General features: G+C 52.7%; 13 protein-coding genes. 10 read left to right on the top strand and 3 right to left on the bottom strand.

The window, feature by feature from the left end:
* Positions 1 to 29 precede the first annotated feature (29 nt).
* The 3 genes from R70723_RS29880 to R70723_RS29870 all read left to right on the top strand — a co-directional run bounded on the left by R70723_RS29880 (position 30) and on the right by R70723_RS29870 (position 2,887).
* Positions 30 to 803, top strand: a complete 774-nt coding sequence (locus R70723_RS29880; protein ID WP_047171267.1) for a DUF6081 family protein — start codon at positions 30 to 32, stop codon at positions 801 to 803.
* A gap of 33 nt (positions 804 to 836) precedes the next feature.
* On the top strand, positions 837 to 1,796 hold the full coding sequence (locus R70723_RS29875; RefSeq protein ID WP_039877729.1) for a 1,4-dihydroxy-2-naphthoate polyprenyltransferase: 960 nt from the start codon (positions 837 to 839) through the stop codon (positions 1,794 to 1,796).
* A gap of 95 nt (positions 1,797 to 1,891) precedes the next feature.
* Positions 1,892 to 2,887, top strand: coding sequence for a Gfo/Idh/MocA family protein (locus R70723_RS29870; RefSeq protein ID WP_039877728.1), 996 nt, complete (start codon positions 1,892 to 1,894; stop codon positions 2,885 to 2,887).
* 78 nt (positions 2,888 to 2,965) lie between these two features.
* On the opposite strand, the gene R70723_RS29865 is transcribed toward R70723_RS29870, so the two are convergent.
* A complete protein-coding gene (locus R70723_RS29865) occupies positions 2,966 to 4,333 on the bottom strand; it encodes a dicarboxylate/amino acid:cation symporter (RefSeq protein ID WP_179088048.1) in 1,368 nt (455 codons plus the stop codon).
* 396 nt (positions 4,334 to 4,729) lie between these two features.
* Here R70723_RS29865 and R70723_RS29860 point away from each other — a divergent pair, with 396 nt between their 5' ends.
* The 5 genes from R70723_RS29860 to R70723_RS29840 all read left to right on the top strand — a co-directional run bounded on the left by R70723_RS29860 (position 4,730) and on the right by R70723_RS29840 (position 13,914).
* Positions 4,730 to 5,485 carry a hypothetical protein gene (locus R70723_RS29860; RefSeq protein ID WP_052421516.1) on the top strand — a complete coding sequence of 252 codons (756 nt, stop codon included), beginning with the start codon at positions 4,730 to 4,732 and terminating at the stop codon, positions 5,483 to 5,485.
* A gap of 81 nt (positions 5,486 to 5,566) precedes the next feature.
* A complete protein-coding gene (locus R70723_RS29855) occupies positions 5,567 to 9,037 on the top strand; it encodes an S-layer homology domain-containing protein (protein WP_076418398.1) in 3,471 nt (1,156 codons plus the stop codon).
* Between the two features lie 170 nt (positions 9,038 to 9,207).
* The gene (locus R70723_RS29850) at positions 9,208 to 10,008 is read left to right on the top strand and encodes an ABC transporter ATP-binding protein (RefSeq protein WP_039877726.1); all 801 of its coding nucleotides are present in this window, start codon (positions 9,208 to 9,210) and stop codon (positions 10,006 to 10,008) included.
* Positions 10,001 to 11,644 carry a hypothetical protein gene (locus R70723_RS29845; RefSeq protein ID WP_039877725.1) on the top strand — a complete coding sequence of 548 codons (1,644 nt, stop codon included), beginning with the start codon at positions 10,001 to 10,003 and terminating at the stop codon, positions 11,642 to 11,644. The genes R70723_RS29850 and R70723_RS29845 overlap by 8 nt, the downstream gene beginning before the upstream one ends.
* Before the next feature lie 251 nt (positions 11,645 to 11,895).
* On the top strand, positions 11,896 to 13,914 hold the full coding sequence (locus R70723_RS29840) for a putative bifunctional diguanylate cyclase/phosphodiesterase (protein ID WP_039877724.1): 2,019 nt from the start codon (positions 11,896 to 11,898) through the stop codon (positions 13,912 to 13,914).
* A gap of 644 nt (positions 13,915 to 14,558) precedes the next feature.
* On the opposite strand, the gene R70723_RS29835 is transcribed toward R70723_RS29840, so the two are convergent.
* Entirely contained in the window at positions 14,559 to 16,253 is a 1,695-nt protein-coding gene (locus R70723_RS29835; protein WP_039877723.1) for a methyl-accepting chemotaxis protein, read from the bottom strand.
* Between the two features lie 362 nt (positions 16,254 to 16,615).
* Between R70723_RS29835 and R70723_RS29830 the strand changes: the two genes are divergently transcribed.
* Positions 16,616 to 17,047 carry a MarR family winged helix-turn-helix transcriptional regulator gene (locus R70723_RS29830; RefSeq protein ID WP_081957527.1) on the top strand — a complete coding sequence of 144 codons (432 nt, stop codon included), beginning with the start codon at positions 16,616 to 16,618 and terminating at the stop codon, positions 17,045 to 17,047.
* Positions 17,048 to 17,138: 91 nt separating this feature from the next.
* On the opposite strand, the gene R70723_RS29825 is transcribed toward R70723_RS29830, so the two are convergent.
* The gene (locus R70723_RS29825; protein ID WP_039879456.1) at positions 17,139 to 19,010 is read right to left on the bottom strand and encodes an LTA synthase family protein; all 1,872 of its coding nucleotides are present in this window, start codon (positions 19,008 to 19,010) and stop codon (positions 17,139 to 17,141) included.
* A 282-nt stretch (positions 19,011 to 19,292) separates the two neighbouring features.
* On the opposite strand from R70723_RS29825, the gene R70723_RS29820 reads away from it, so the two are divergent.
* Positions 19,293 to 21,602 carry an ATP-dependent DNA helicase gene (locus tag R70723_RS29820; protein WP_039877722.1) on the top strand — a complete coding sequence of 770 codons (2,310 nt, stop codon included), beginning with the start codon at positions 19,293 to 19,295 and terminating at the stop codon, positions 21,600 to 21,602.
* Positions 21,603 to 21,836: the final 234 nt, after the last annotated feature.

Below are 21,836 nucleotides of genomic sequence, written 5' to 3'. Positions count from 1 at the left end.
CAATCTGATTACAGAAAGCGGGATTGAATATGGATAAAAATAAACAAAATGCTGAACAGCTGCAGCTGGTTCCGGGCAGCCAGACTGTACTTGGTGATTTTCATACTATTCTGTCGGAGGGTAAGGTGTGGAAAACCGGCGGCTTCGCACTGCCTGACGGCTCCTTCTGGGCTTACCGTGAGCCTGAGGCTGTAGTTATTGTACGTAACGGCTATCTGTATGTACGGGCACAGCTCAGCCGCCAGCATAACCAGGTGCAGATCCTCGATAACGCCAAGCATATGTATTATTCGGCGCAGCCGGTGGAGATTCCGGAGGAAGGCGAGATCAGCTTTGAGCTGCAGATCCGTGCCCGCACACAGGGGACGGCCCCGGGGGATTTATATGACGGGTATGTCTCGCTGAATCTGCTTGACTTCACGACTGGCGCTGCGCTTGATTTCTTTGCCGGCAATGACAAATATGCCAGTGTGTACGGCATTCTGCCGTTCCCGGGTGTTCAGGTGCCCGATACGGGCGGAACCAAATACTTCTGCATCTTCACAGAGGCGGAGGACTTTAAGCCGCGCGAATTCAACACCTATCGAATTACGTACCACCGCGGCAATGACGAGGCTGTGTTCTATGTCAACGGCAAGGAGGTGCGCCGTGAGCAGAATGTACCGGTCAAGTTCAACAGCTTCACGGTGGCTCTCGGCATTATGACAGAGAAGGATCTGACTCCGGAGGGCAGCGTGTCGGCACACGGCCAGACCGTTATTGCCGAATGGTCCCCGGTGACCGTTACAACAACTGCGCGATAAGCTGTATTTTTGAAAGGATAAGGATGGGTTGCGGTGAATGTAAGGAGCTTTCTGCGATTTGTTGAGCTGCCGACAAAGGTGGCCAGTATGCTTCCGTTCCTGCTGGGGACGCTGTATGCGCTGTACCGGTTCGAGGATTTTTATGTTCTGCGGTTTCTTCTGATGCTGGTGTCCCTGCTTAGCTTTGATATGGCGACGACAGCCATCAACAATTACTATGATTTCAAAAAAGCGTCCAAAAAGCACGGCTACGGCTATGAGACCCATAATGCGATCGTTCACTATAAGCTAAAAGAAGGCACCGTGGTCGCAACCATTGCAGTCCTGCTCCTTCTGGCGGCAGGCGGGGGAATTGCCCTCGTCTCCCAGACGGGGCTGCTGGTTTTTCTGCTGGGCGGACTGTCGTTCCTGATCGGTATCCTGTATTCGTTCGGGCCGATTCCGATTTCGCGGATGCCGCTGGGCGAGCTGTTTTCCGGGCTGTTTATGGGCTTTGTCATTATCTTTATCTCGGCATACATCCATTCAGACCAGAGTGTGGTTACGCTGCTCCTGCGGGACGGCTGGATTGATCTGCACGTTAACCTTATTGAGGTGCTGTATATCTTCTGGTTCTCGGTCCCTGCAATTCTCGGGATTGCCGGCATTATGCTGGCCAATAACATCTGTGACATCGAGGATGATCTGGAGAACCGCAGGTACACCCTGCCGGTCTATATCGGCCGCAGTAATGCACTGCTGCTGTTCAAGCTGCTCTATTACGCTTCTTTCCTGGATATGGCTGTTCTGCTGATCCTTGGGGTCCATCCGGTGCTGGTGGCGCTTCTGCTGATCACGCTCGTTCCCCTGCGCCGCAACATTGCCCTGTTCCATGAAAAGCAGGAGAAGGCGGCAACCTTTATACTGTCTGTCAAAAATTTTGTGCTGATGAGTACGGCAAGGATTGTTGTGCTGGCAGCTGCTGTGGTCCTGGGGCTATTGAATATTGGATAGTAACGCAGTTAGTGATGATCCTTAATCTATGATATGGTGTCAGTAGATATATTCACATTCTTACTCTTATTCTTATAGAAGGAAGGTGTGCATCTATGACGCAGAAGCTTAGATGGGGAATACTCGGCTGCGCCCAGATTGCTACAGGCTCTGTCATGCCGGCGATTCAGGAATCAGAGACTGGAATAATAGAGGCGGTAGCCAGCCGGGGGCTTGAAAAAAGCAGCAGGGTGGCAGCAGAATTCGGCATCAGCAAGGCCTATGGCAGCTATGAGGAGCTGCTGGCTGATCCCGGGATTGATGCAGTATATATTCCGCTGCCCAATCACCTGCACCGCGAGTGGGTGATCCGAGCAGCGGAAGCCGGCAAGCATGTGCTGTGCGAAAAGCCGATAGCGCTCAGCAGCGCCGAGGCGGAGGAAATGGTGGCGGCGTGCCGCACCGCAGGGGTGCACCTGGCTGAGGCCTATATGTACCGGCATCATCCGCGGATTGCCCAGCTGCAGGAGATTATCGCCCGTGGCGACATCGGTGAACTGCGCGGAATCCGCGGTGCCTTTACCTATAACGATGCCGGGGATAACACGAATATCCGCTTCAAATCGGCGTGGGGCGGCGGCTCGCTGTATGACGTCGGCTGCTATCCGCTCAGCGCGGCGAGGCTGCTGTTCAACGCAGAGCCGGAAGCTGTAACAGTGCAGGCGGTGTTCTCGCCGGAGCATGATAACGTGGACATGATGGCCTCCGGGCTGGTTGAGTTCCCCGGGGGCGTGGGCCTGACCTTTGACTGCGGGATGTGGGCCTACAACCGCCAGCTGCTGGAGGTGCTCGGTACCGAAGGAATGATCGAGGTTCCGATGCCGTTCAACGCCAGGTTTGAGGATGCTGATTTCCTGGTGTACAAAGGAACGGAGGTAAGCCGGTTTGCCGCAACCGGCGCGAACCCGTATGTAGCCCAGGCGGATCACTTTGCTGCCGCCGTCAATGGCGGCCGGCCGGTTGTAGCTGATAATGATCCGGTGCTTAGCATGAGGCTGATTGAAGCCTGCCTCGACTCCGCCCGGCGGCGTCAGCGGGTCAGCCTGCTGTAGTCTTGGGTGTACATTAAAAACCCTCCGTATTCCGCGCTTTCAGCGGATACGGAGGGTTTTTTGGCGAGTCGGGTCTGTTTACACGGGACTGAGCAGAACGTCATCCCCGTCGTCATCGCGGTTGAACGCCTCGCGGTCGAATTCGCCTTCGGAATTCGCCACCAGCAGCGCGGTAACGGATGTTCCGGTAGCGTTCACTGCTGTGCGGCCCATGTCGATGAGCGCTTCAACACCGGCAACGATGGCCAGGCCTTCAAGCGGCAGTCCCAGTGCAGTCAGGACGACTGTGGTGGAGATAACAGCCGGACCGGGAACGCCGGCTACACCGATAGACGAGATAATGCTGACCAGCACCAGCGTTATGTAATCCGTTAAAGTGAGCTGAATGCCGTACACTTGTGCAGTGAACACCGTGACAATTGCGGGCCAGACGCCGCCGCAGCCGTTAAAGTTGACGGATGCGCCGAGCGGAGCTACGAAGCTGGCAATCCGCGGTGAAACGTGCAGCCGCTTGGTGATAACCTCCAGGTTGACCGGCAGCGTGGCATAGCTGCTGCGGGTTGTGAAGGCGACGGTAATCGTCGGATAGACCTTGCGGAAGAAGCGCAGCGGGTTAACCTTAACCACCAGCAGCACCAGACCGCCGAATACGAGCACAAAGTGCAGAATCAGCGCCACATAGGAAGCGACAATGACACTGCCAAGCTCCTGCAGCGTCTCCCAGCCGTAGCGGGCTGTAATTCCGGCAATCAGGGCGAACACGCCGTATGGGGTCAGCCGGATTACGAATTTGACAACCTGATGAAGCACTGCGGTCAATGATTCAATCAGATCACGCACCGGCTTGACGGCTTCGGGCTTCTTGGAGCCTACCTTAATGATGGCAACTGCCACAAAAATCGCAAAGATCAGCAGGGGCACGACCTTGCCTGTTGCGGCCTCATTGACCGGGTTGGAAGGCACGAGATCCAGAATGACCTGGGAGAAGGTCGGGATTTCCCGGGCGGTGAAGCCTTCAGGTACAGCCTGCTGGATGCCTTTACCGGGATTGAAGATAAGAGCAATGACCAGCCCGATGACGGAGGCGATACCGGTTGTTCCAAGGAACCAGGCGAAGGTTTTGATCCCGATTTTGCGCAAGGCCTCCAGGTTGGTTAAGGAAGCGATGCTGTTGAGAACCAGGACAAAGACCAGAGGGACGACGAGCATGCGGATCAGACTTACATAAATACTGCCGAACGTCGTGATTGCATTTGTTTCGAATTCAAAGTATTGAAAGAAAATACCGGTAACCAGTCCGATAACCAGTCCAATGATAACCCGGGTACCGAAGCCGACGCGTTTGCGCGCCAGCAGGAAAAGCACTGCGAACACGGCAAGGGAGACGACCAGGCCGTACCAGTTCGTCTCAAGCGCAGACAGCAGATTGTTGTCAATATCCTTCATTGTAAACCAAGACCTCCTAAACCGACTTTTTTGATGTGATTAATGTATATAGGAATGTTATGATTGTCAATGTAATAATATGTAAGAAATTTTTTAATTCCGATAATACCAGTATGAAAAATAAAATTTTAATTGACAACGGATGACAGCATGAATATTATGGAACTTAATTGCAAGCGAATTGGAATCGACTGGACCGCCGGAGATTCAGCATGAGACGCAGCTACGCGTCTGTATGCTGGATCTTTTTTTATTGCGGAATAAGGGGGGAGCTGCAGTAAGGATATATTGAGTCTGCTATAGAAATGAATCGACTGGACCGCCGGAGATTCGGAAGAAAGACGCGAGCGTCTATTCTTTCGGGTCTTAATTTTTAGGAGAAAAGGAAGGTTAACTATGAAAAAACTAACGATTGCTATTGTTGCTGGAGCCGTAGTGTTCTCGGCACTTACGTTTGTAGCTGTGTCGGCTAAAGATGAAACCTCTGCAGCCGCTACAACTGACACCGCTGCCGCAGTTGCAGCAGTTGCCGCTCCGGCGGCAAGCGCCCCTGAGGCTTCGGCTGCCCCGGCCGCTGAGCCGCAGGCCGCCGCCGAGGCTGCGCCGGCAGAGAGCGCGCAGCCGGTAGCAGCTGCCGCAGCGCCGCAGGCGACTGCCGCTCCGGCTGAAGCAGCCGTGGCCGAAGCAGCAGCGTTAGCCGCTCCGGCGGCAACGGCTGCACCGGCAGCTGCTTCAGTGAAGCAGGCCGCGGCAACCGCAGCGCCGCAGGCCGCCCCTGCAGCAGCAACACCGGCTCCGGCGAAGCCTGCCGCAACCGCTGCCCCTGCAGCAGCTGAAGCCGTGAAGCCGCAGACAGCCAAGGCCCCAGCCGCAACCGCAGCCGCTGCTGCAAAAGTAACAGCACAGCCGGCCGAGCCGGCCGCAACCGTTGCTCCTGCAGCGGCACCTGAGACAGCCCCTGCTGCTACAGCTGCTCCGGCGAAGACTGTTACGTTCTCCACGACGGAAGTCGTGAAGGCCAAGGCAAGCGCAGCGCCTGCTGCCGCTACGGCACAGTCAAGTACCGTCAGCGCCCCGTCAGCACCTGTGAGCGCGCCTGCCGCCGAACCGGCCCCGGCTGCCCCTGCAGTTGAGGAAGAGATCTGCCCGTAAGCAGCTCTTCCTGCTTACGTTCTGAATTCTTGCCCGGCTGCTGATCAGCCCTAATCCAATCCCGAATGATGAGGTGCATACATGATACAACCATTGAAAGCAAAAAAGATCCTGTCGCTGCTGCTGGCCGCCGCACTGTTTGTCGTGCCTTTGCAGGCAGCCAAGGCAGAGCCTGCGGCCCAGGCGGAAGCGCTCCTGAACAGCGGGGCTGCAGGGCAAATCAGCCATTATAACTATTTTGATAATGTGTATGAGCACCTGAATGATGCTAACCATGTTTTTAAAACAGCAACCTATGAGGATATCGTCCATCTATTTGAGAGCGAAGGCAGCTATGCTGTGCTGGTAGGCGGAGCTTGGAGTGAGCAGACTCAGGGTCAGATCAAATTCATCAATGAGGCAGCCAAGGAATACGGCGTATCGACGGTTTATAATTTTGATACCCGGCTTGATGGTGACAGCCTTAATATCGCAGACAGCTCAAATAAGTACGCCTATAAATATGTGGATCTGGTCAATAAATATCTGAAGAATCTGAATCTTTACGATAAAAACGACCCGGACCACAATGTCAGCTACGTCAATAAGGCGGGTGAGGCTGTTACTGTAAACAAAATCGATTCCCCGTTCCTGTTCATCTACAACAAAAACCATGTGGATGCAAACGGAAATAAAGCGCCGGTTGTTGCTTACCTGAATGAAAGCAAGTCGTGGACTGATTTCCAGACCGGCGGCTCGCTTGATCAGGCCAAGGTAAATGCTTATAAAGCGCAGGCGGGCAAGGTGTTCAGTACGGTCAACGCTTACAGCGTGATTGATGAATCTGCCTATATTAAAGCAGCCTTCAATTTGAACTATGAGGGGGAGAATGAGGGCAAGCCGACGATCTTCAACGAGGCTGACGGCGGGCTTGTGTTTGAGCATGTGACCTATCATCAGCTGAAGCAGATCCTGGGCAGTGAAGGCAATTATGCCATTCTGCTGGGCGGCTCCTGGTGCCCTAACACACAGGCAATTATCAAGTACATCAACGAGTATGCCAAAAAGCACAATATCGATAAAATATATTTCTTCGATACCAAGCTGGATTCCGGTGTGACCGTTGCCGAGTCCGGCAATAACAGCGGAACAAAGGGCAATGCTAATCCGCATAACAACAATGAGCTGCAGATCCGGACCAATAATCATGCGTATGCCAAGCTGTATGTGGATCTGGTTAAAACCTACCTGACCAATATCAAGACGGAAAACAACACGGCAGCCAAGCCTTCGGTTATCAGCTATGTCGATGCGAACGGCAATACCGTTACCGGTGACAGGCTGCAGGTTCCGTATCTGTTCACGTACAACAAGGATAACAAGGATGGGGACGGTAATAGCGCTCCGATTCTCGGACATGTGGAGCTGATGTATAGCTGGGAAAATATCCAGCCGGCCTTCGTCGATCCCAGAAACACTGCTTATCCGGTTGGACACAGATACAACAACGCGGTTAAAGCGCTGAATAGTATCTTCTCCAGACTCGAAGCCGTTCCTTCCGGTCTGACCGGGGTTGCTCCTACTTCAGTTACAGCCACTGACGGCCGGATTACCGGTACGCTGAACAAAGCGCTGGAATACAGAAATGTGACTGATGCAGTGTATACAGCTGTAACCGCTGAAGGGATTACCGGCCTGGCGCCGGGATTCTATCTGGTGAGATATGCCGCGCTGGCCGGATATCAGGGACCGACTAATATTGACGGTGCAACAGCAATTCCCTATAGCGCAGGACAGTCTGTCAGTGTAGAGGTTCCGGAATACGGTACACAGGCTGCGCCAACAGGTCTTGCCGGCATTGCCCCGACAACGGCTGAGAACAAGGACGGCCGGATTACCGGGACAACATCGGCCCAGGAGTATAAGCTGTCCACTGTGACGGAATATGTATATGCCACAGCTGCAGAAATTACCGGACTTGTTCCGGGAACCTATGAAGTCAGATATGCAGCCAAAGAGGGCTACGGCGCCAGCCGGATTACAGAGGTGGTTGTACCGGCGTATGCTGCAGAGCAGGAGGCTCCTGCAGGCTTGACGGGCATTGCCCCGACAACGGCTGAGAACAAGGACGGCCGGATTACCGGAACGACAACAGCCCAGGAATATAAGCCGGCAACGGCTACAAGCTACGTGTATGCAACCGGTCAGGAGATTACAGGCCTTGCTCCGGGCACCTATCATGTAAGATATGCAGCCAAAGAGGGATACAAGGCAGGTAAGACAGCCGATGTAGTGGTTCCGGCCTATACAGCTCCAGCTCCATCCGGCGGAGACAGCCCGGGTAGCGGAGCGTCGGCCCCGGTCACAACACCGGCCCCGGTTACAACTACTTCCGGCAACACAGTAACGGCAATAGCCAAAGCTGCAGTATCTACGGATGAATCTACTGGTGTTACGACGGCAACACTCACTGCGGCCGAATTGCAGCAGCTTGCGGACAGCGCCAAAAAGGCTGAAGCTGAAGGCAAGCAGGCTGTTCTGGAGATTGAGGTAGCCTCATCAGCCAAGACACAGACAGCAGAGCTGACACTGCCAAGAAGCGCCTTTAATGCCATTGCCGATAGCACAAATGCAGTTATCAGGATCAAGTATGCGAATGTAGGTACAATTACGCTTGATGCCCAGTCTGCAGCAGCGATAAGCGGAGCAGCGGATACAGGCGATATCAGCATTATCATTGCCAAGGTATCCCTGAATGACGAGGGAAAGGCTGTGCTTGGCGACAGACCGGTGTATGATCTGGCGGTAAAAGCCGGAGATAGCAATGTGGCTGAATTCGGCGGAGGCAAGGTCAAGGTCAGCCTGTCCTATACTCTGCTGACAGGTGAGGCTTCCCATGCAGTTGTTGTCTACTACATTACTCCTGACGGCAGTCTGGAGACTGTACGCGGGAACTATCAGGCTGCAGCAGGGACAGTGGATTTTGTAACCACCCATTTCTCGCAGTATATTATCGGATATAACCCGGTCAGCTTCACCGATGTAGCTGCATCCTCCTGGTACAGCGAGGCCATCGGCTATCTGGCAGCCCGGAGCATCACCTCCGGTACCGATGCCGACAGCTACAGTCCGAATGCAGCGCTTACAAGAGGGCAGTTCACAGTTCTGCTGCTTAAGGCATACGGTATCGCACCGGGGACTGCAGGCGCGGTTAACTTTGCAGATGCCGGCAATACCTACTACACCGGCTATCTGGCTGCGGCCAAAGAGCTGGGTATAGCAACAGGCTCCGGGGATAACCGGTTCAAACCGGATGACCGGATTACAAGACAGGAGCTGTTCACTCTCCTGTACCGCTCGCTGAAGATCTTGAATGAGCTGCCGGAAGGCGCTGCAGCAGCCGGATTGTCCGGTTACAGCGATGCTTCGCTGGTTGCAGGCTATGCCCAGGAAGCTTTGCAGGCTCTTACCGCAGGCGGAATTGTTGCAGGAGATAACGGTAAGCTTGATCCGCAGGGATTGTCGACAAGAGCCCAGGCGGCCCAGGTCATCTACAACCTGCTGGCACGATAGAATTAACTGTAATACAGCACAGCAAAGGCGGCCCCCGGGCCGTCTTTTTTGATACAGAAGAAGATATTTGTAATAGATTGAGGTAGTTGAATTTTGGTAGAATAGGGTGAATGATGGAAAACCTGCTTTTACATTCCCTATTACAGCTGCTGAAAGGAGCTTCTATACTTATGAGTCTGGTGAAGGAGCCGGTTATTTCTATAGCCGGGTTATGGATGCGGTATAGCGACAGAATGGTTCTGAAGGGCATTGACCTTGAGGTATATCCCGGTCAGATTATCGGCTACATCGGCCCGAATGGTGCAGGCAAGAGCACAACGGTCAAAATCATGCTGGGGCTGGTGGAGGGCTATACAGGCACTGTGCGGATTTTCGGGCAGGATATTGCTGACGGCAATGCTGACTATAAAAAAAGAATCGGCTATGTTCCGGAGATTGCTGAGCTGTATGACAGCCTGACGGCCAGAGAATATCTGGGCTTTATCGGCGAGCTCTATGGCATGAAGCATACGGATGCGGAGGATAAGGCGAAGCGCCTGATGGAGCTGCTTAATCTGGAGCAGGCGTATGATATGCGGATTTCCTCGTATTCCAAGGGGATGAAGCAGAAGGTGCTGCTGATCGCCAGCATGCTGCACAATCCGGATATCCTGTTCCTTGATGAGCCGCTGAGCGGGCTGGATGCCAACAGTGTGATGGTGGTGAAGGAGATTTTTGCTTCGCTGGCTGCACGCGGCAAGACCATATTCTACTCCTCGCATATTATGGATGTGGTTGAGAAGATCAGCAGCCGGATTATTCTGATTAACGGCGGAGATATTGTGGCGGACGGAAGCTTTGCCGAGCTCAGGGAGAAGAGCCGTGAGGGCTCACTTGAGGCGATTTTTAATGAGCTGACCGGATTCGACCGTTACCGGGATATTGCCGGTGAATTCGTTGACGTTATCGGAGAGGGTGATTCCGGTGACTGATTTTTACGTGCTGAGGCTGCTGGACAGGCTGCAGGGAATTTTCCGGAGAATCGGGGTTAATTATCCGGTGCTGCGGAGTATTCTCCAGGTCAAGCTGACTATGGACAGCAGGCGTACGCCGACGGTGCTTGCAGGGGGGAAGGACAGCAAGGAGGCGGGTACTGAGGGATCGCCATTGCGTATACAGTGGATCTATTTGCTGCTTGGCCTGATGCTGATTCTTTTTGTGGTGCAGGACGGCAACTATATGTATTCCATGAGCATCAACTTCGGTATCCTGATGTTTATGATCAGCACGACACTGATCTCTGATTTCTCTTCGGTCATGCTGGACTTACGGGACAAAAATATCCTCTTCTCCAAGCCCGTAGACCGCAGAACGCTGAATATGGCCAAAAGCCTGCATATCTTCATTTATCTGCTCATTTTAACCTTGACGATTACAGGCCCGTCGCTGATAGTTTCCTTGTTCAAACAGGGGCCAGCGTTCTTCTTCATTTATGCAGCAGGCATTATACTGATGGACTTCCTGATTCTTGTATTTACGGCGCTGGTCTACTTGCTGATTCTGCGGATTTTTGACGGGGAAAAGCTGAAGGACCTCATTAATTATGTTCAGATTATTTTGTCCATCGGAATTGCAGTCGGCTATCAGCTGATCGGCCGCCTCTTTAACTTTGCAGACCTTACGTTAACCTATGAGCCGGCCTGGTGGCAGTATCTGATTGCGCCGGTCTGGTTTGCTTCACCGTTTGAGCTGCTGCTGGGCGGAAACCGTTCTGCCGGTCTGGTAGTCATGGCCGTTATGGTTCTTGTTCTGCCGGTTCTGCTGCTTGCAGTATACATCAGGCTGATGCCGCTGTTTGAACGGAGCCTGCAAAAGCTGGCTGAGGGGAATGCCGGCGGAAAGGACAGCGGACGCCTGGCCCGCAGACTGTCGGGACTTGTCTGCGGAAGCAGGGAGGAGAAGCTGTTCTTCCGGTTTACGTGGTCCATGATGCGGAATGAACGGGACTTCAAGCTTAAGGTTTATCCTACCTTCGGGCTTTCGATGGTTTTACCGTTTATCTTCATCTTTAATATTTTGTGGAGCGGCGGCGGCCTGGAGGACTTCCGCAGCTCGAACGGCTTCCTGTTTATCTATTTCTGCGCGCTGCTCATGATGACAGCGGTGCAAATGCTGCGGTATTCTACAAGCTATAAGGCTGCCTGGATCTATAAGGCGGTTCCCCTGCCGGGTATGTCCCCGGTCTATAGCGGAATGCTCAAGGCATTGATTCTCCGCCTGCTGCTGCCGCTTTTTATAATCGAGAGCGGGATCTTCCTGTGGTTATTCGGTACACGTCTTTTCCCGCATCTGCTTGCCGTGCTGCCGGCTCTGCTGCTGTATTCGGTAATATGCCTCCGCCTTTTGCCACAGTCGCTGCCCTTCTCGGAGCCATACAGTGCTTCCAGGCAGAAGGAATTTACGGGAATCTCCTTTATTCAGATGTTTATCCTGATGGGCTTTGCGGGGCTCCATTATGTAGTCAGTCTGATTCCTTATGGAATTTACATCTATGTTCCAGTTCTGGTAACGGTCAATTGGGTAGTCTGGCATAATTCGTTTCCCCGGGCAGAACGCCGGAAGGTGTAAATACCAGCTGTCCGCGCCGGCGCCGGCGGACAAATATGGACATTTTTTGCCGTCATCGAAAAAAGGGTACAAGTTCCAGGATTTACTTAGACAGCATAGCAAATACAAGGTAGAATACAGCTAAAGTTATTTCTCATAGCATTCTATAATCTTTATACACTCTTCCATTTATCTGATATTCGTAATTAGATTTTTGTACTTGAGAATGAGCTGCAGCGATAATGATAATATAACCGGTGAAGAGGTCAACTATGGATCAAATGGGAACCCACTATAATACTTGGATTGTTTTACTATCTTTTGCGGTTGCTGTCACAGCGGCTTACTCCGCACTTAACCTGATTTCACAGGTTCCCCAGTCCACCGGCAGAATTCGCCGCCTGTGGCTTATGTCAGCCGCCTGTGTGCTCGGCAGCGGAATGTGGGCGATGCATTTTGTCGGCATGATGGCCAGCCATTTCCCGTTTGAGGTCGGTTACCGTCCGGGCAGGGCGGTGTTATCCCTGTTAATCAGTATGCTGAGCAGCTTAGCGGCCCTATGGTTAGCCGCAGTGCCGCGCCAGAGGATGTGGCGGCTTATTCTGAGCGGGGGTATTCTCGGTACAGGAATTTCTGCCTTACATTATATCGGCATCTCTTCCATGGAGCTGGAGGGCCGCATGCATTTTGAACCTCTTGCCCAGGGAATCTCCATTCTGATCGCCCTGCTGGCCTCCTATATCGGTATCTTCCTGTTTCGCAGATTCCGGGAGCAGGAGTATTTCAGCAAGCGCTGGAAATTCAGTTCAGCATTATTTATCGGGTTTGCAGTTACTGGTATGCACTACATAAGCCTCAGAACAAGCCATATTCAGTATGACAGCCTGCTCGGTACTAGGCCTGTCGTGATGGAGACCGACGTGATACTGCTTACCGGAGTATCGCTTGTCACCCTGTTTATGCTGGCGATTTCCGGCGGGGCCGTGTTCCTGGACCGGCATGTGCTGGAGCGCATGGCTTATCATGATCCGCTGACAGAGCTGCCGAACCGCCATGGCCTGGAGCGTTATTTTAAGGATGAATTTTTCGGCTTAAATTCTGGTGCTGTATTCTTCGTAGACCTGGACCGCTTCAAATCAATCAATGATACGCTCGGCCACGATATTGGTGACCTGCTGCTGCAGGAGGTTGCTGACCGGCTGCGGGAATGCGTAGGCTCCAAAGGCAGGGTGTTCCGGCTTGGCGGGGACGAATTCCTGATTGCCCTGCCGGATTCCAGTATGGAGAATGCCCGGGAAGAGGCTCAGCATATTCTGCAGGAGCTTAAGAAATCGTACAATATTGAAGGCAATGAGCTGTATGTGACGGCCAGTGTAGGGATCAGCATGAGTCCGGTGCACGGGACGGACCGATCGGCACTGATGAAGGCTGCGGATACGGCGCTGTATACCTCCAAAGACTCCGGCAAGAACAAATTCAGCGTGTTTGACCAGGAGATGAACCGGTATCAGCTGCGCCGCATGTCGCTGGAGAAGGATCTGCGCAAGGCGCTGGCCGAATCCGAATTTATGGTCGTTTACCAGCCTAAATGGGATTCCCTGATGAATGTCACGGTAGGCCTCGAGGCGCTGCTGCGCTGGAAGCATCCTGAGCACGGCATCATCTCCCCGGCGGAGTTCATTCCGATTGCTGAAGAGACTGGCCTGATTGTTCCGATTACCTACTGGATGCTGCATGATGTCTGTGCCCAGAATATGCGCTGGCATCAGGACCAGATTGCGAACGTGCCTGTGTCCATTAATATGTCGGCCCGGATGTTCGAGAACGGCAGCCTGTATGAGGTGGTTGAAGAGGCGCTGTTAAGCTCAGGGCTGGAGGCGCATTTCCTGGAGCTGGAGATTACCGAATCGATTGCCATGAACAACATGGAGGAGACGGTGGCCCAGCTCTCCAAGCTCCGCGATATCGGAGTGCGCGTATCCCTGGATGATTTCGGAACCGGCTTCTCCTCACTGGGGAACCTGGATGAAATTCCGGTAAATACACTGAAGATCGACCAGGTCTTTATCCGCAAAAGCAAAATGCATTCCAAAAAGGCTATTATCAGCAATATCATCGCCATCGCCAGCAACCTTAACATGGAGGTAGTTGCCGAGGGTGTCGAAACACCGGAGCAGATTGAGCTGCTGCAGTCACTGGGCTGCCGTGTTATGCAGGGCTTCTACTATGGACGTCCAATGCCGGTTAATGAGCTTGGCCAGTGGTTTATTGAGAATACGGCTACGGCATAGACCGTTTGTGGTTGCGCGGCGATCTGCTTGAAGAGCGGGTTGCCGCGTAATTTTTTTGCTGAAAAGTATGTTTAAGTACATACTCCGCTTGCTATATGCATAGTCTGCTTTTTTTCCTGCGTTAGCGGAAAGCGTGCTGATGATTCACCGGTACTGCGATCCATCCAAATTTAGTTGGATTTTCGTCAGCTAATTCTTCCTTTACTCCCGCTGCCTGCGAATTAGTTGGAAAAGTGTTACTTAATTTTGCCGAAACAGCTCCAGAGCGATAAATGAGCCGAAAAAGATGACCTTTTTCCGTCTAATCACTGTGTAAGCGGGAAAAGATCGGATATAAGTAACAATAATCCAACTAAATATATTAAAGCCTCAGGTTTGCAAAAAGGGAGTGTGGCGGAAGGCGGGAGTGGTGCTTCAAAAAGCGTCAACGTCTGCAGAATCTCCTCTCACATCATCTAAAAGCAACCAAAAAAGCAGCCAAGTCCGTTTTTAGGACTTGCTGCTTTTTTCTATCCCCTCTTTAAAGGGGGATTCTTTATAGATGGACGTTGAGGCGGAAGCGGCCGGAAGTCCAAACATTCCCCGCAGCCGCGGCCTTGCCTCAACCCCCCTCCCGCCAGCATTGAAATTCCCTTTAACAAATCCTATATTTTAAAGTTCTCAACAAGTACCTGCAGCTTCTCCGCAAGCGAAGAAAGGAATGCTGCAGAGGCCTCGACCTCCTCCATAGCAGCCAGCTGCTCCTCGGAGGAGGCGGAGAGCATCTCTGCGCCTTCCGCGGTCTGGTTGGAGACGGAGACAATGCTCTGGATCGCGGCTACGAGATCCTCGGAGATCAGCGCCAGATCACGGACAGTCTCGGAGATCTGCTGGCTCTGGGAGGACATGTCCGAGACAGAGGCTTCAATCTCGGAGAAGGACTTGCCGGCAGCTGTAATCATAGCCTTGCCCTCTGTCATTTCCTCGGTCGAGCGTTGCATCGTCTCTCCGGCCTTGTCCATCTGATTGACTATGAGAGTGACCAGTCCGCCGATCTGGGCGGCTGATTTGGCTGAGCGCTCGGCCAGCTTACGTACGGAGCCGGCTACCACGGCAAAGCCCCGTCCTTCTTCCCCGGCACGTGCTGCTTCAATCGCAGCATTAAGGGACAGAAGATTGGTTTCTTCGGCAATGCTGGCAATCGTGCCGACAATATTCTCAATTTCCTTGGAATGGCTGCCCAGCGTCTCGATAATGCCGGACAAGTCGCTGATGCTGTCGCTGACAATCTGCATCTGTGAGGTGGTGGAGTCCATCGATTCACGCCCGCTGCGCGCTTTGAGGGCATTGCCGGCGGCTGTGTTCATGGCACTGTCGGCATTGCTGGCGATCTCGGTGATGAACCGTGACATTTCCTGCACGGACCGGTAGCTGCCTTCGAGATTGCGCAGCTGGGTATTGGCCCCGTCAGCAAGATCAATGGTCACATTGACGCTGTGTTCTCCCGCACGGTTCGTCTCCTGCGCACTGGCGGACAGCTCCTGTGAAGAAGAGGCAACCAGCATGGAGGTATCATTAACCTGGGTGATGAGATTGCGCAGGCTGGTGGTCATTTCGTTGAAATCCCGGGCCAGTGTACCGATTTCATCCTTGCTTTTGAACAGGATCGGCTCCTGGGTAAGATCGCCCCTGGCAACAGTGTTGACTGAGCCGGAGAGCCGGGTCAGCGGTCTTGTTGTACGGCGGATGAATAGGTATGCGGCAAGAATAGCGATAGCAAGAATAGATGCACCGATGATGAAGGGCTGGAGGATAATATCCTGTGTCCGTTCCTGAACGAGAACGCCGTCGAAATTGATAGCCATAAGGGCAACAACCGGTTTGGTGGGATCATGATCCTGATAGATAGGCCCATATCCAGTCTTGAGCGAGGTACCTTGATAGGTATAAACCTTGGAGTATGTAGAATGCTTCATGGTGGTGATCATATGTTTATCTTCCTCTGCAAAATAAAACGGGTCCCCGGCCTTGTAGCCTCTTTCCTTGAGGTTGGCGTCAGCCGCGAGGATTGTACCGTCGAGGGAGAGGATAAAAGCTTCTTTGAAAATCGGCTTATGGTCATTGATCCAGCCGATACGCTCTTCTATTGCAGCGAGCTTGCTGGTATCTCCTGCAGCAAGTGCCGAAATGTCTGCAGGAACGACGAGTCCGGTTGTTATATTGGCGCAGCCTACCAATTCAATACCCGCAGCTTCATCCAATTGCTTGTACGCGGCACGGTATCCGAAGAACCCGATGGATGATCCGACAAGAAGTAATACGATGAGCATCATCCAAGTTAATTTTGTTGCCAATTTCATTGTTTGCACCACCAGCCCTGACTCTATAAAGTTAAGTGATATTTGTTATCACTGCTACGATTATAGCGCAACAATGTTCGCACAGCATCAGCAGGAAATATAGTATTTTTGTGTCGGAAAATCTCGGTTTTTTACATATTTTCAGCTCAATCTGTTATTAATGCTTGTCAGGCGGAGCAAATCAGCTGTAACGGCTTCAGGGCCGGATAAAAGGGATAGGGAATTACCGGCTTCTGCCGTTATAAGTTGCAGGATTAACTGCCTTTGCAATGACTATAATCATGTCGCAATGATAAAAACATTGTATCCGTGCTGCTGATAATGGTAGTCTTGAAGCAGGACAAACGGAGTGGAGTGAAGAGATGGCGCAAAAAATCGATCCGTTGATAGAAGCCCTGGGATTATCGATGTGGAGAGTTCAGCGTAAAATAACATCGCAGATGTCTTTGCATAAGGAAATCGGCCTTACGGTGCCGCAATTTCATCTGTTGCATATCATTGCCCGTGAGAAAAAATCCCGGGTAATCCAGCTGGCGGACCAGCTCGATGTGAAGTCAAGCGCGGTAACCGTAATGCTGGACCGTCTGGAGCTGCTTGGCCTTACTGCCCGCGTACAGGATGAGAATGACCGCAGAGCCGTAACCGTAACGCTTACCGTAAAAGGGGAGGAGCTGCTCAAGGAAGCGCAGAACCGCTCGCTGGTTCTGCTGACCGAGCATCTGGCGATCCTGAAGCCGGAGGAGCTGGAGCGGTTCGCCGAGTACTACACGATGCTGGAGAAGCAGGAACGTTAGGCGGGTACATGTCGCAGCCGTATCTATTGAAATACAAAACAGCCAGGCTCCACTAAAGGAGTCTGGCTGTTTGTTGTTAACCTCTGCAGTATTATTCTGCCGCAGGCGCTTTATCCGGCAGCTGGGTCACATAGCTGTCCGACAGCTGGCGTAACCGGAGCGCACGGTTGTATTCGTCTTCCGTTCCGGCAGGGTTCTGTCCTCCGGCGGCCAGCCGGTACTGCGTGTTATCCTCGAAGCTGTTGCCGGGAATAAGCAGGGCGGAGCTGGAAATGAAGGAGCCGGTCGGCAAATAGTAACGCTGAGGCAGCAGATTGTAGGTCTGTGCGGTCAGATCCTGGCCGAAGTGAATATTGCCGTCCATCGATACCCCTAACAGGCTCGCTGCTGTAGGCATAATATCTACTTCTCCGCCGACCTGCTCAAGCGTCTGCGGCTCAAGGCTGCCTTCCTCGTGAATAATAAGCGGAATGTTCAGCATGTTGGCGTACTCATACTCATGTCCGTAGATTTCTTCCATCAGCTGCTTGTCATCATGGTCAAGTGAATAAATCGGCAGGCCCATATGGTCTCCGTATACCATGATCAGGCTATCTTCCCATACACCGCTTGCCTTGAGCTCATCAACAAACTGGCCGAAGGCATAGTCAGCATAATTCTGGGAACGGACATAGTCGCCGACAAAGGTGCCTTCATAACGCTCCGGCAGCTTCATCTGGTATTTCTCTTCCGGTATCGTGAACGGGTGATGGGCAGACATTGAAATGACCTGTGCATAGAACGGTTTGCTGTCCTGATCCATTTCTGTCAGCTTGTCGGCAGTTTTGCGGTAGAGCACTTCATCGGACGGGCCGAAGAAGAAGGTATCCTCATCCCCGAAAAACTTATGGTCATAATAGTTCTCGAAGCCGAGCGCCTTGTACAGCTCTCCGCGGTTCCAGAACTCCACATCATTAGTGTGGAAGGTCGCCGTCTGGTAGCCGCTGGCCTGCAGGAGGCGCGGAAGACTCGGGAGCTTTTTATCAACATAAGACATCGTTGCCGCACCCTTCGGCGGAATGTAGAAGGAGGAGTTGACTACGAATTCCGCATCTGAGGTATTTCCCTGGCCGACCATCTGGTAGAAGTTAGGGAAATACAGGCTGTCTTTCATCAGGCTGTTCAGGTTAGGCGTAATTTCCTTGCCGTCAAGGGTAAGCCCCAGCAGAAAGTTCTGGAACGATTCAAGCTGGATGATAATCAGGTTTTTGCCCTTGGCTGCTCCCTCAAACGGGGAGACTGCGGCAGGATCAATGCCTTTTACCTCATTGATGACATCCTGCGTAATTTCGCTGGCCTTGACGAGCTCCGGTTTGTCTTGAGCAAAGATCGCGTAGACCTCATAATTAAGGAGTCCCATTTCCTGCGCCTTCTTGATTTCGTTCATGCTGGCCTTATTAGGCAGGACATTGAACAGGCAGAGACCAAGCGATACAGCGAACAGCAGGCTGTAAGAGAATCTGGATTTGCCGCTGCGGCGGTTGATGTTTTCTTTTTTATAATTGCGGCCCTTCTTGTTGAAGAAGAAATAAATGCCAAAGATGATAATATCGGAAAAGATCAGCAGATAATAAGGGTCCATCAGTGAAAAGACGCTGTTGCGTACTGCGGTAACCTGGTTAACCTGCTCTGCCGCCTGGTAGGTGACAATAACCCCGTAATATTTAAAGTACATAATGGCTGCAAAAAAGATAGCCGTGACAAGCAGATTGACCAGCATATACAGTCCGAGCTTACGTTTTGAGGCAAAGGCCTCAATCAGGCAAAATAAGGCCCAGATAAAGGGGATTTCGGTAATCAGCGTTTTCCAGGACAGCAGATCCCCGAAGATAACACCCCAGGCCAGGAAACTTTTGAGGATGAAAATAAGCGTAAAAAACACGAATGGTTTGACTAACCACCGTTTAATAGTAAGGGATGACACAGCTTCGCCTTCTTTCTGAGAGATGAACCGCCGCTTCCCGGCTGGAAGGATACGGCGCTTGGACAAGAGAATTCCTATATTAATAGACCTTATTATGCAGCGCTGGATGATGAATGTCAAAAAACAGAAATGCCGTATAACCGTTTTTGAATGCGTAAAAAAGGATGGATTGCCGTAAGCCGGATAATATCCTATTCAAATGAGCGTATACGGGCTGAAAATCAGGAAAACAGCGGTTTGCGCCAAAAAGGGCGAGGGAAATGATGGAGGTGGGCTCTACAAATGCATTTTGCGGAAATTTCCATATCAGTAAGGTCATTGGTTGAATATGTATTCAGCAGCGGCAGCCTGGAGCCTGGATTCCGCAGCGGTGCGGCCATGGCCGAGGGGACACGTATTCATCAGCATATACAGAAGCAGTACAAGGAAAGTGACCGCAAGGAGGTCTATCTTAAGACAGAGCTCCGGCATGAGGGACTCCTGTTTATCATTGACGGACGCTGTGACGGTCTGCTGACCGGGGAGGACGGCGTTGTCACGGTAGAAGAAATCAAGTCTACGGGCGAGCTTTTGGAACCGGATTTTGCGGGTAAGGAGGTGCACTGGGCGCAGGCGCTCATGTATGCCTACATCATCTGTCTGGACCGGGAGCTTACGGATATTAGAGTAAAGCTGACCTATGTCCGGCGAGGAGGCAAGGCACAGCAGAGCCTGTACAGGAACGTGACGCTTGCGGAGCTGAGTGTATTTGCTGCAGAGACCGTTGCTGGTTACGCTCCCTATGCAGAGCTGCAGGCCCGTCACGCCGAAAAAAGAGACAGCAGCATCCGGACGCTGGCGTTTCCTTTTCCCGCTTACCGGAGCGGGCAGCGGCATTTTGCGGCGGCGGTGTACAAGTCGGTGGCAGAGGGGGTCAATCTGTTCGCTCAGGCACCGACCGGGATCGGGAAAACGATGTCCACGCTGTTTCCTGCGCTCAAGACATTGGGGGAAGGCAAGGCTGGCGGGCTCTTCTATCTGACAGCAAAGACCGTCAACCGGCTGGCGGCACAGGAGGCGATCGGGATGCTGCTTTCACAGGGGCTTCAGCTGCATGCAGTTACCCTTACAGCTAAAGATAAGGCCTGCTTCCGGGAAGAGGGGCTGTGCAGCAAAGAGAGCTGTCGCTACAGGGAAGGCTATTATGACAGGATCAACGGGGCTGTACTGGACATTCTGGAGCACGAGACGCTGATGACACAGGAGGTTATTGCCCGATACTCCAGGAAGCATGAGGTCTGCCCGTTTGAGTTCTCCCTGGATACGGCGTATGCCTGCGATGCAGTGATCTGCGACTATAACTATATTTATGACCCGCGGATCAGCCTCAAACGCCTGCCTGAGGAGCGGAAGCGGCGGACAGTGCTGCTGGTCGATGAGGCGCATAATCTGGTCGACCGCGGGAGGTCCATGTATTCGGCTGAGCTGACAAAGGCTCCTTTTCTTGCCCTGCAGCGTCAATATAAGGGTGTAAACAAGGCGCTCAGTGCTGCGGCGAAGGCAGTCAATGCCTTTTTTATCGCTTTGCGCAAAACCTGCAGTGAAGACGGAGAGGGGCAATGGAGTACCTATCCCGAGGAGCTGCCCGGCCTGCTTGAAGCCTTTACTCTGGAGGCAGAGGCTGAGCTGCTGTCGCCCGCTGTGCTGGTTCCTGCATACGGGGAGGACGAGGGCGAGGGGCTGCTGGATACCTTTTTTGCCGTTCAAAACATGCTGCGTACATTCAAAACCTATGATGAGCGTTATATCACTTACGCCGAAATCCGGCGGGGCGATGTATACCTGAAGCTGTTCAACCTGGATCCTTCGCATCTGCTGCAGCAGATGGCCAAAAACTTCCGCAGCCAGATTTTCTTCTCGGCGACCCTTACGCCGCTCTCTTATTACAGGGATATGACCGGAGCCGGGGAGGAGGATTATAGCCTTACTGTGCCCTCGCCATTCCATAAAGAGCAGTGGGAGGTATCGGTGCTTCCGGTGTCCACCAGATACCGGGAACGGGAGGCCTCACTGCGTCCGCTTTGTGATGCCCTGAAGGGGATGACAGGACGCAAGGGCAATTATCTGGTCTTCTTTCCGTCGTATGCTTATCTGCAGAGTGTCTATGAGCTGTTCACCGAAAAATATCCTGAGGTGCCTACGCTGGTGCAGAGCACCGGGATGAGCGAGCCGGAGCGGGAGGGCTTTCTGGCCTCCTTCCGTCCGGATAATCCGCAGACCCTGCTCGGCTTCGCCGTGCTGGGCGGGATTTTCTCGGAGGGGGTGGATCTGCCCGGTGACCGCCTGAACGGCGTAATGGTTGTAGGTGTCGGACTGCCGCAGGTCGGGCTTGAGCGCAATCTGCTGCGCAGCTATTTCCAGTCCGCAGGCAAGAACGGTTTCGATTACGCCTATGTTTATCCCGGCATGTGCAAGGTGCTGCAGGCGGGCGGCCGGCTGATCCGCAGCGAGAGCGACAACGGGGTCATTATCCTTGCCGACGACCGTTTTCTCCAGCAGCCCTACCGCCAGCTGCTCCCGGATGAGTGGCAGGACTACCTTCTCATCACGTAAGCGCTTATAATAATTAATAATTATAGAAACACACCTATAATAGACTGTTCCTTTTTGGCGGAAGTAAGGCGGAATAAAAATCGGCTATAGAGCCGGGCTTTTGAAATACAACTGAATTGGCGGCAGAAACGGAGGGGAAGTTTGGAACTGGAGGAGCGGAGCGTCCGCCTTTATGTTTTGGATTTCAACTGCAGACAGCAGTTTTAAAATCAGGAAATCCAAACATAACAGCGG

Source organism: Paenibacillus sp. FSL R7-0273 (genome assembly GCF_000758625.1).
Taxonomy (GTDB): domain Bacteria; phylum Bacillota; class Bacilli; order Paenibacillales; family Paenibacillaceae; genus Paenibacillus_AQ.
This window is presented reverse-complemented; position numbering and strand designations above follow the sequence as displayed.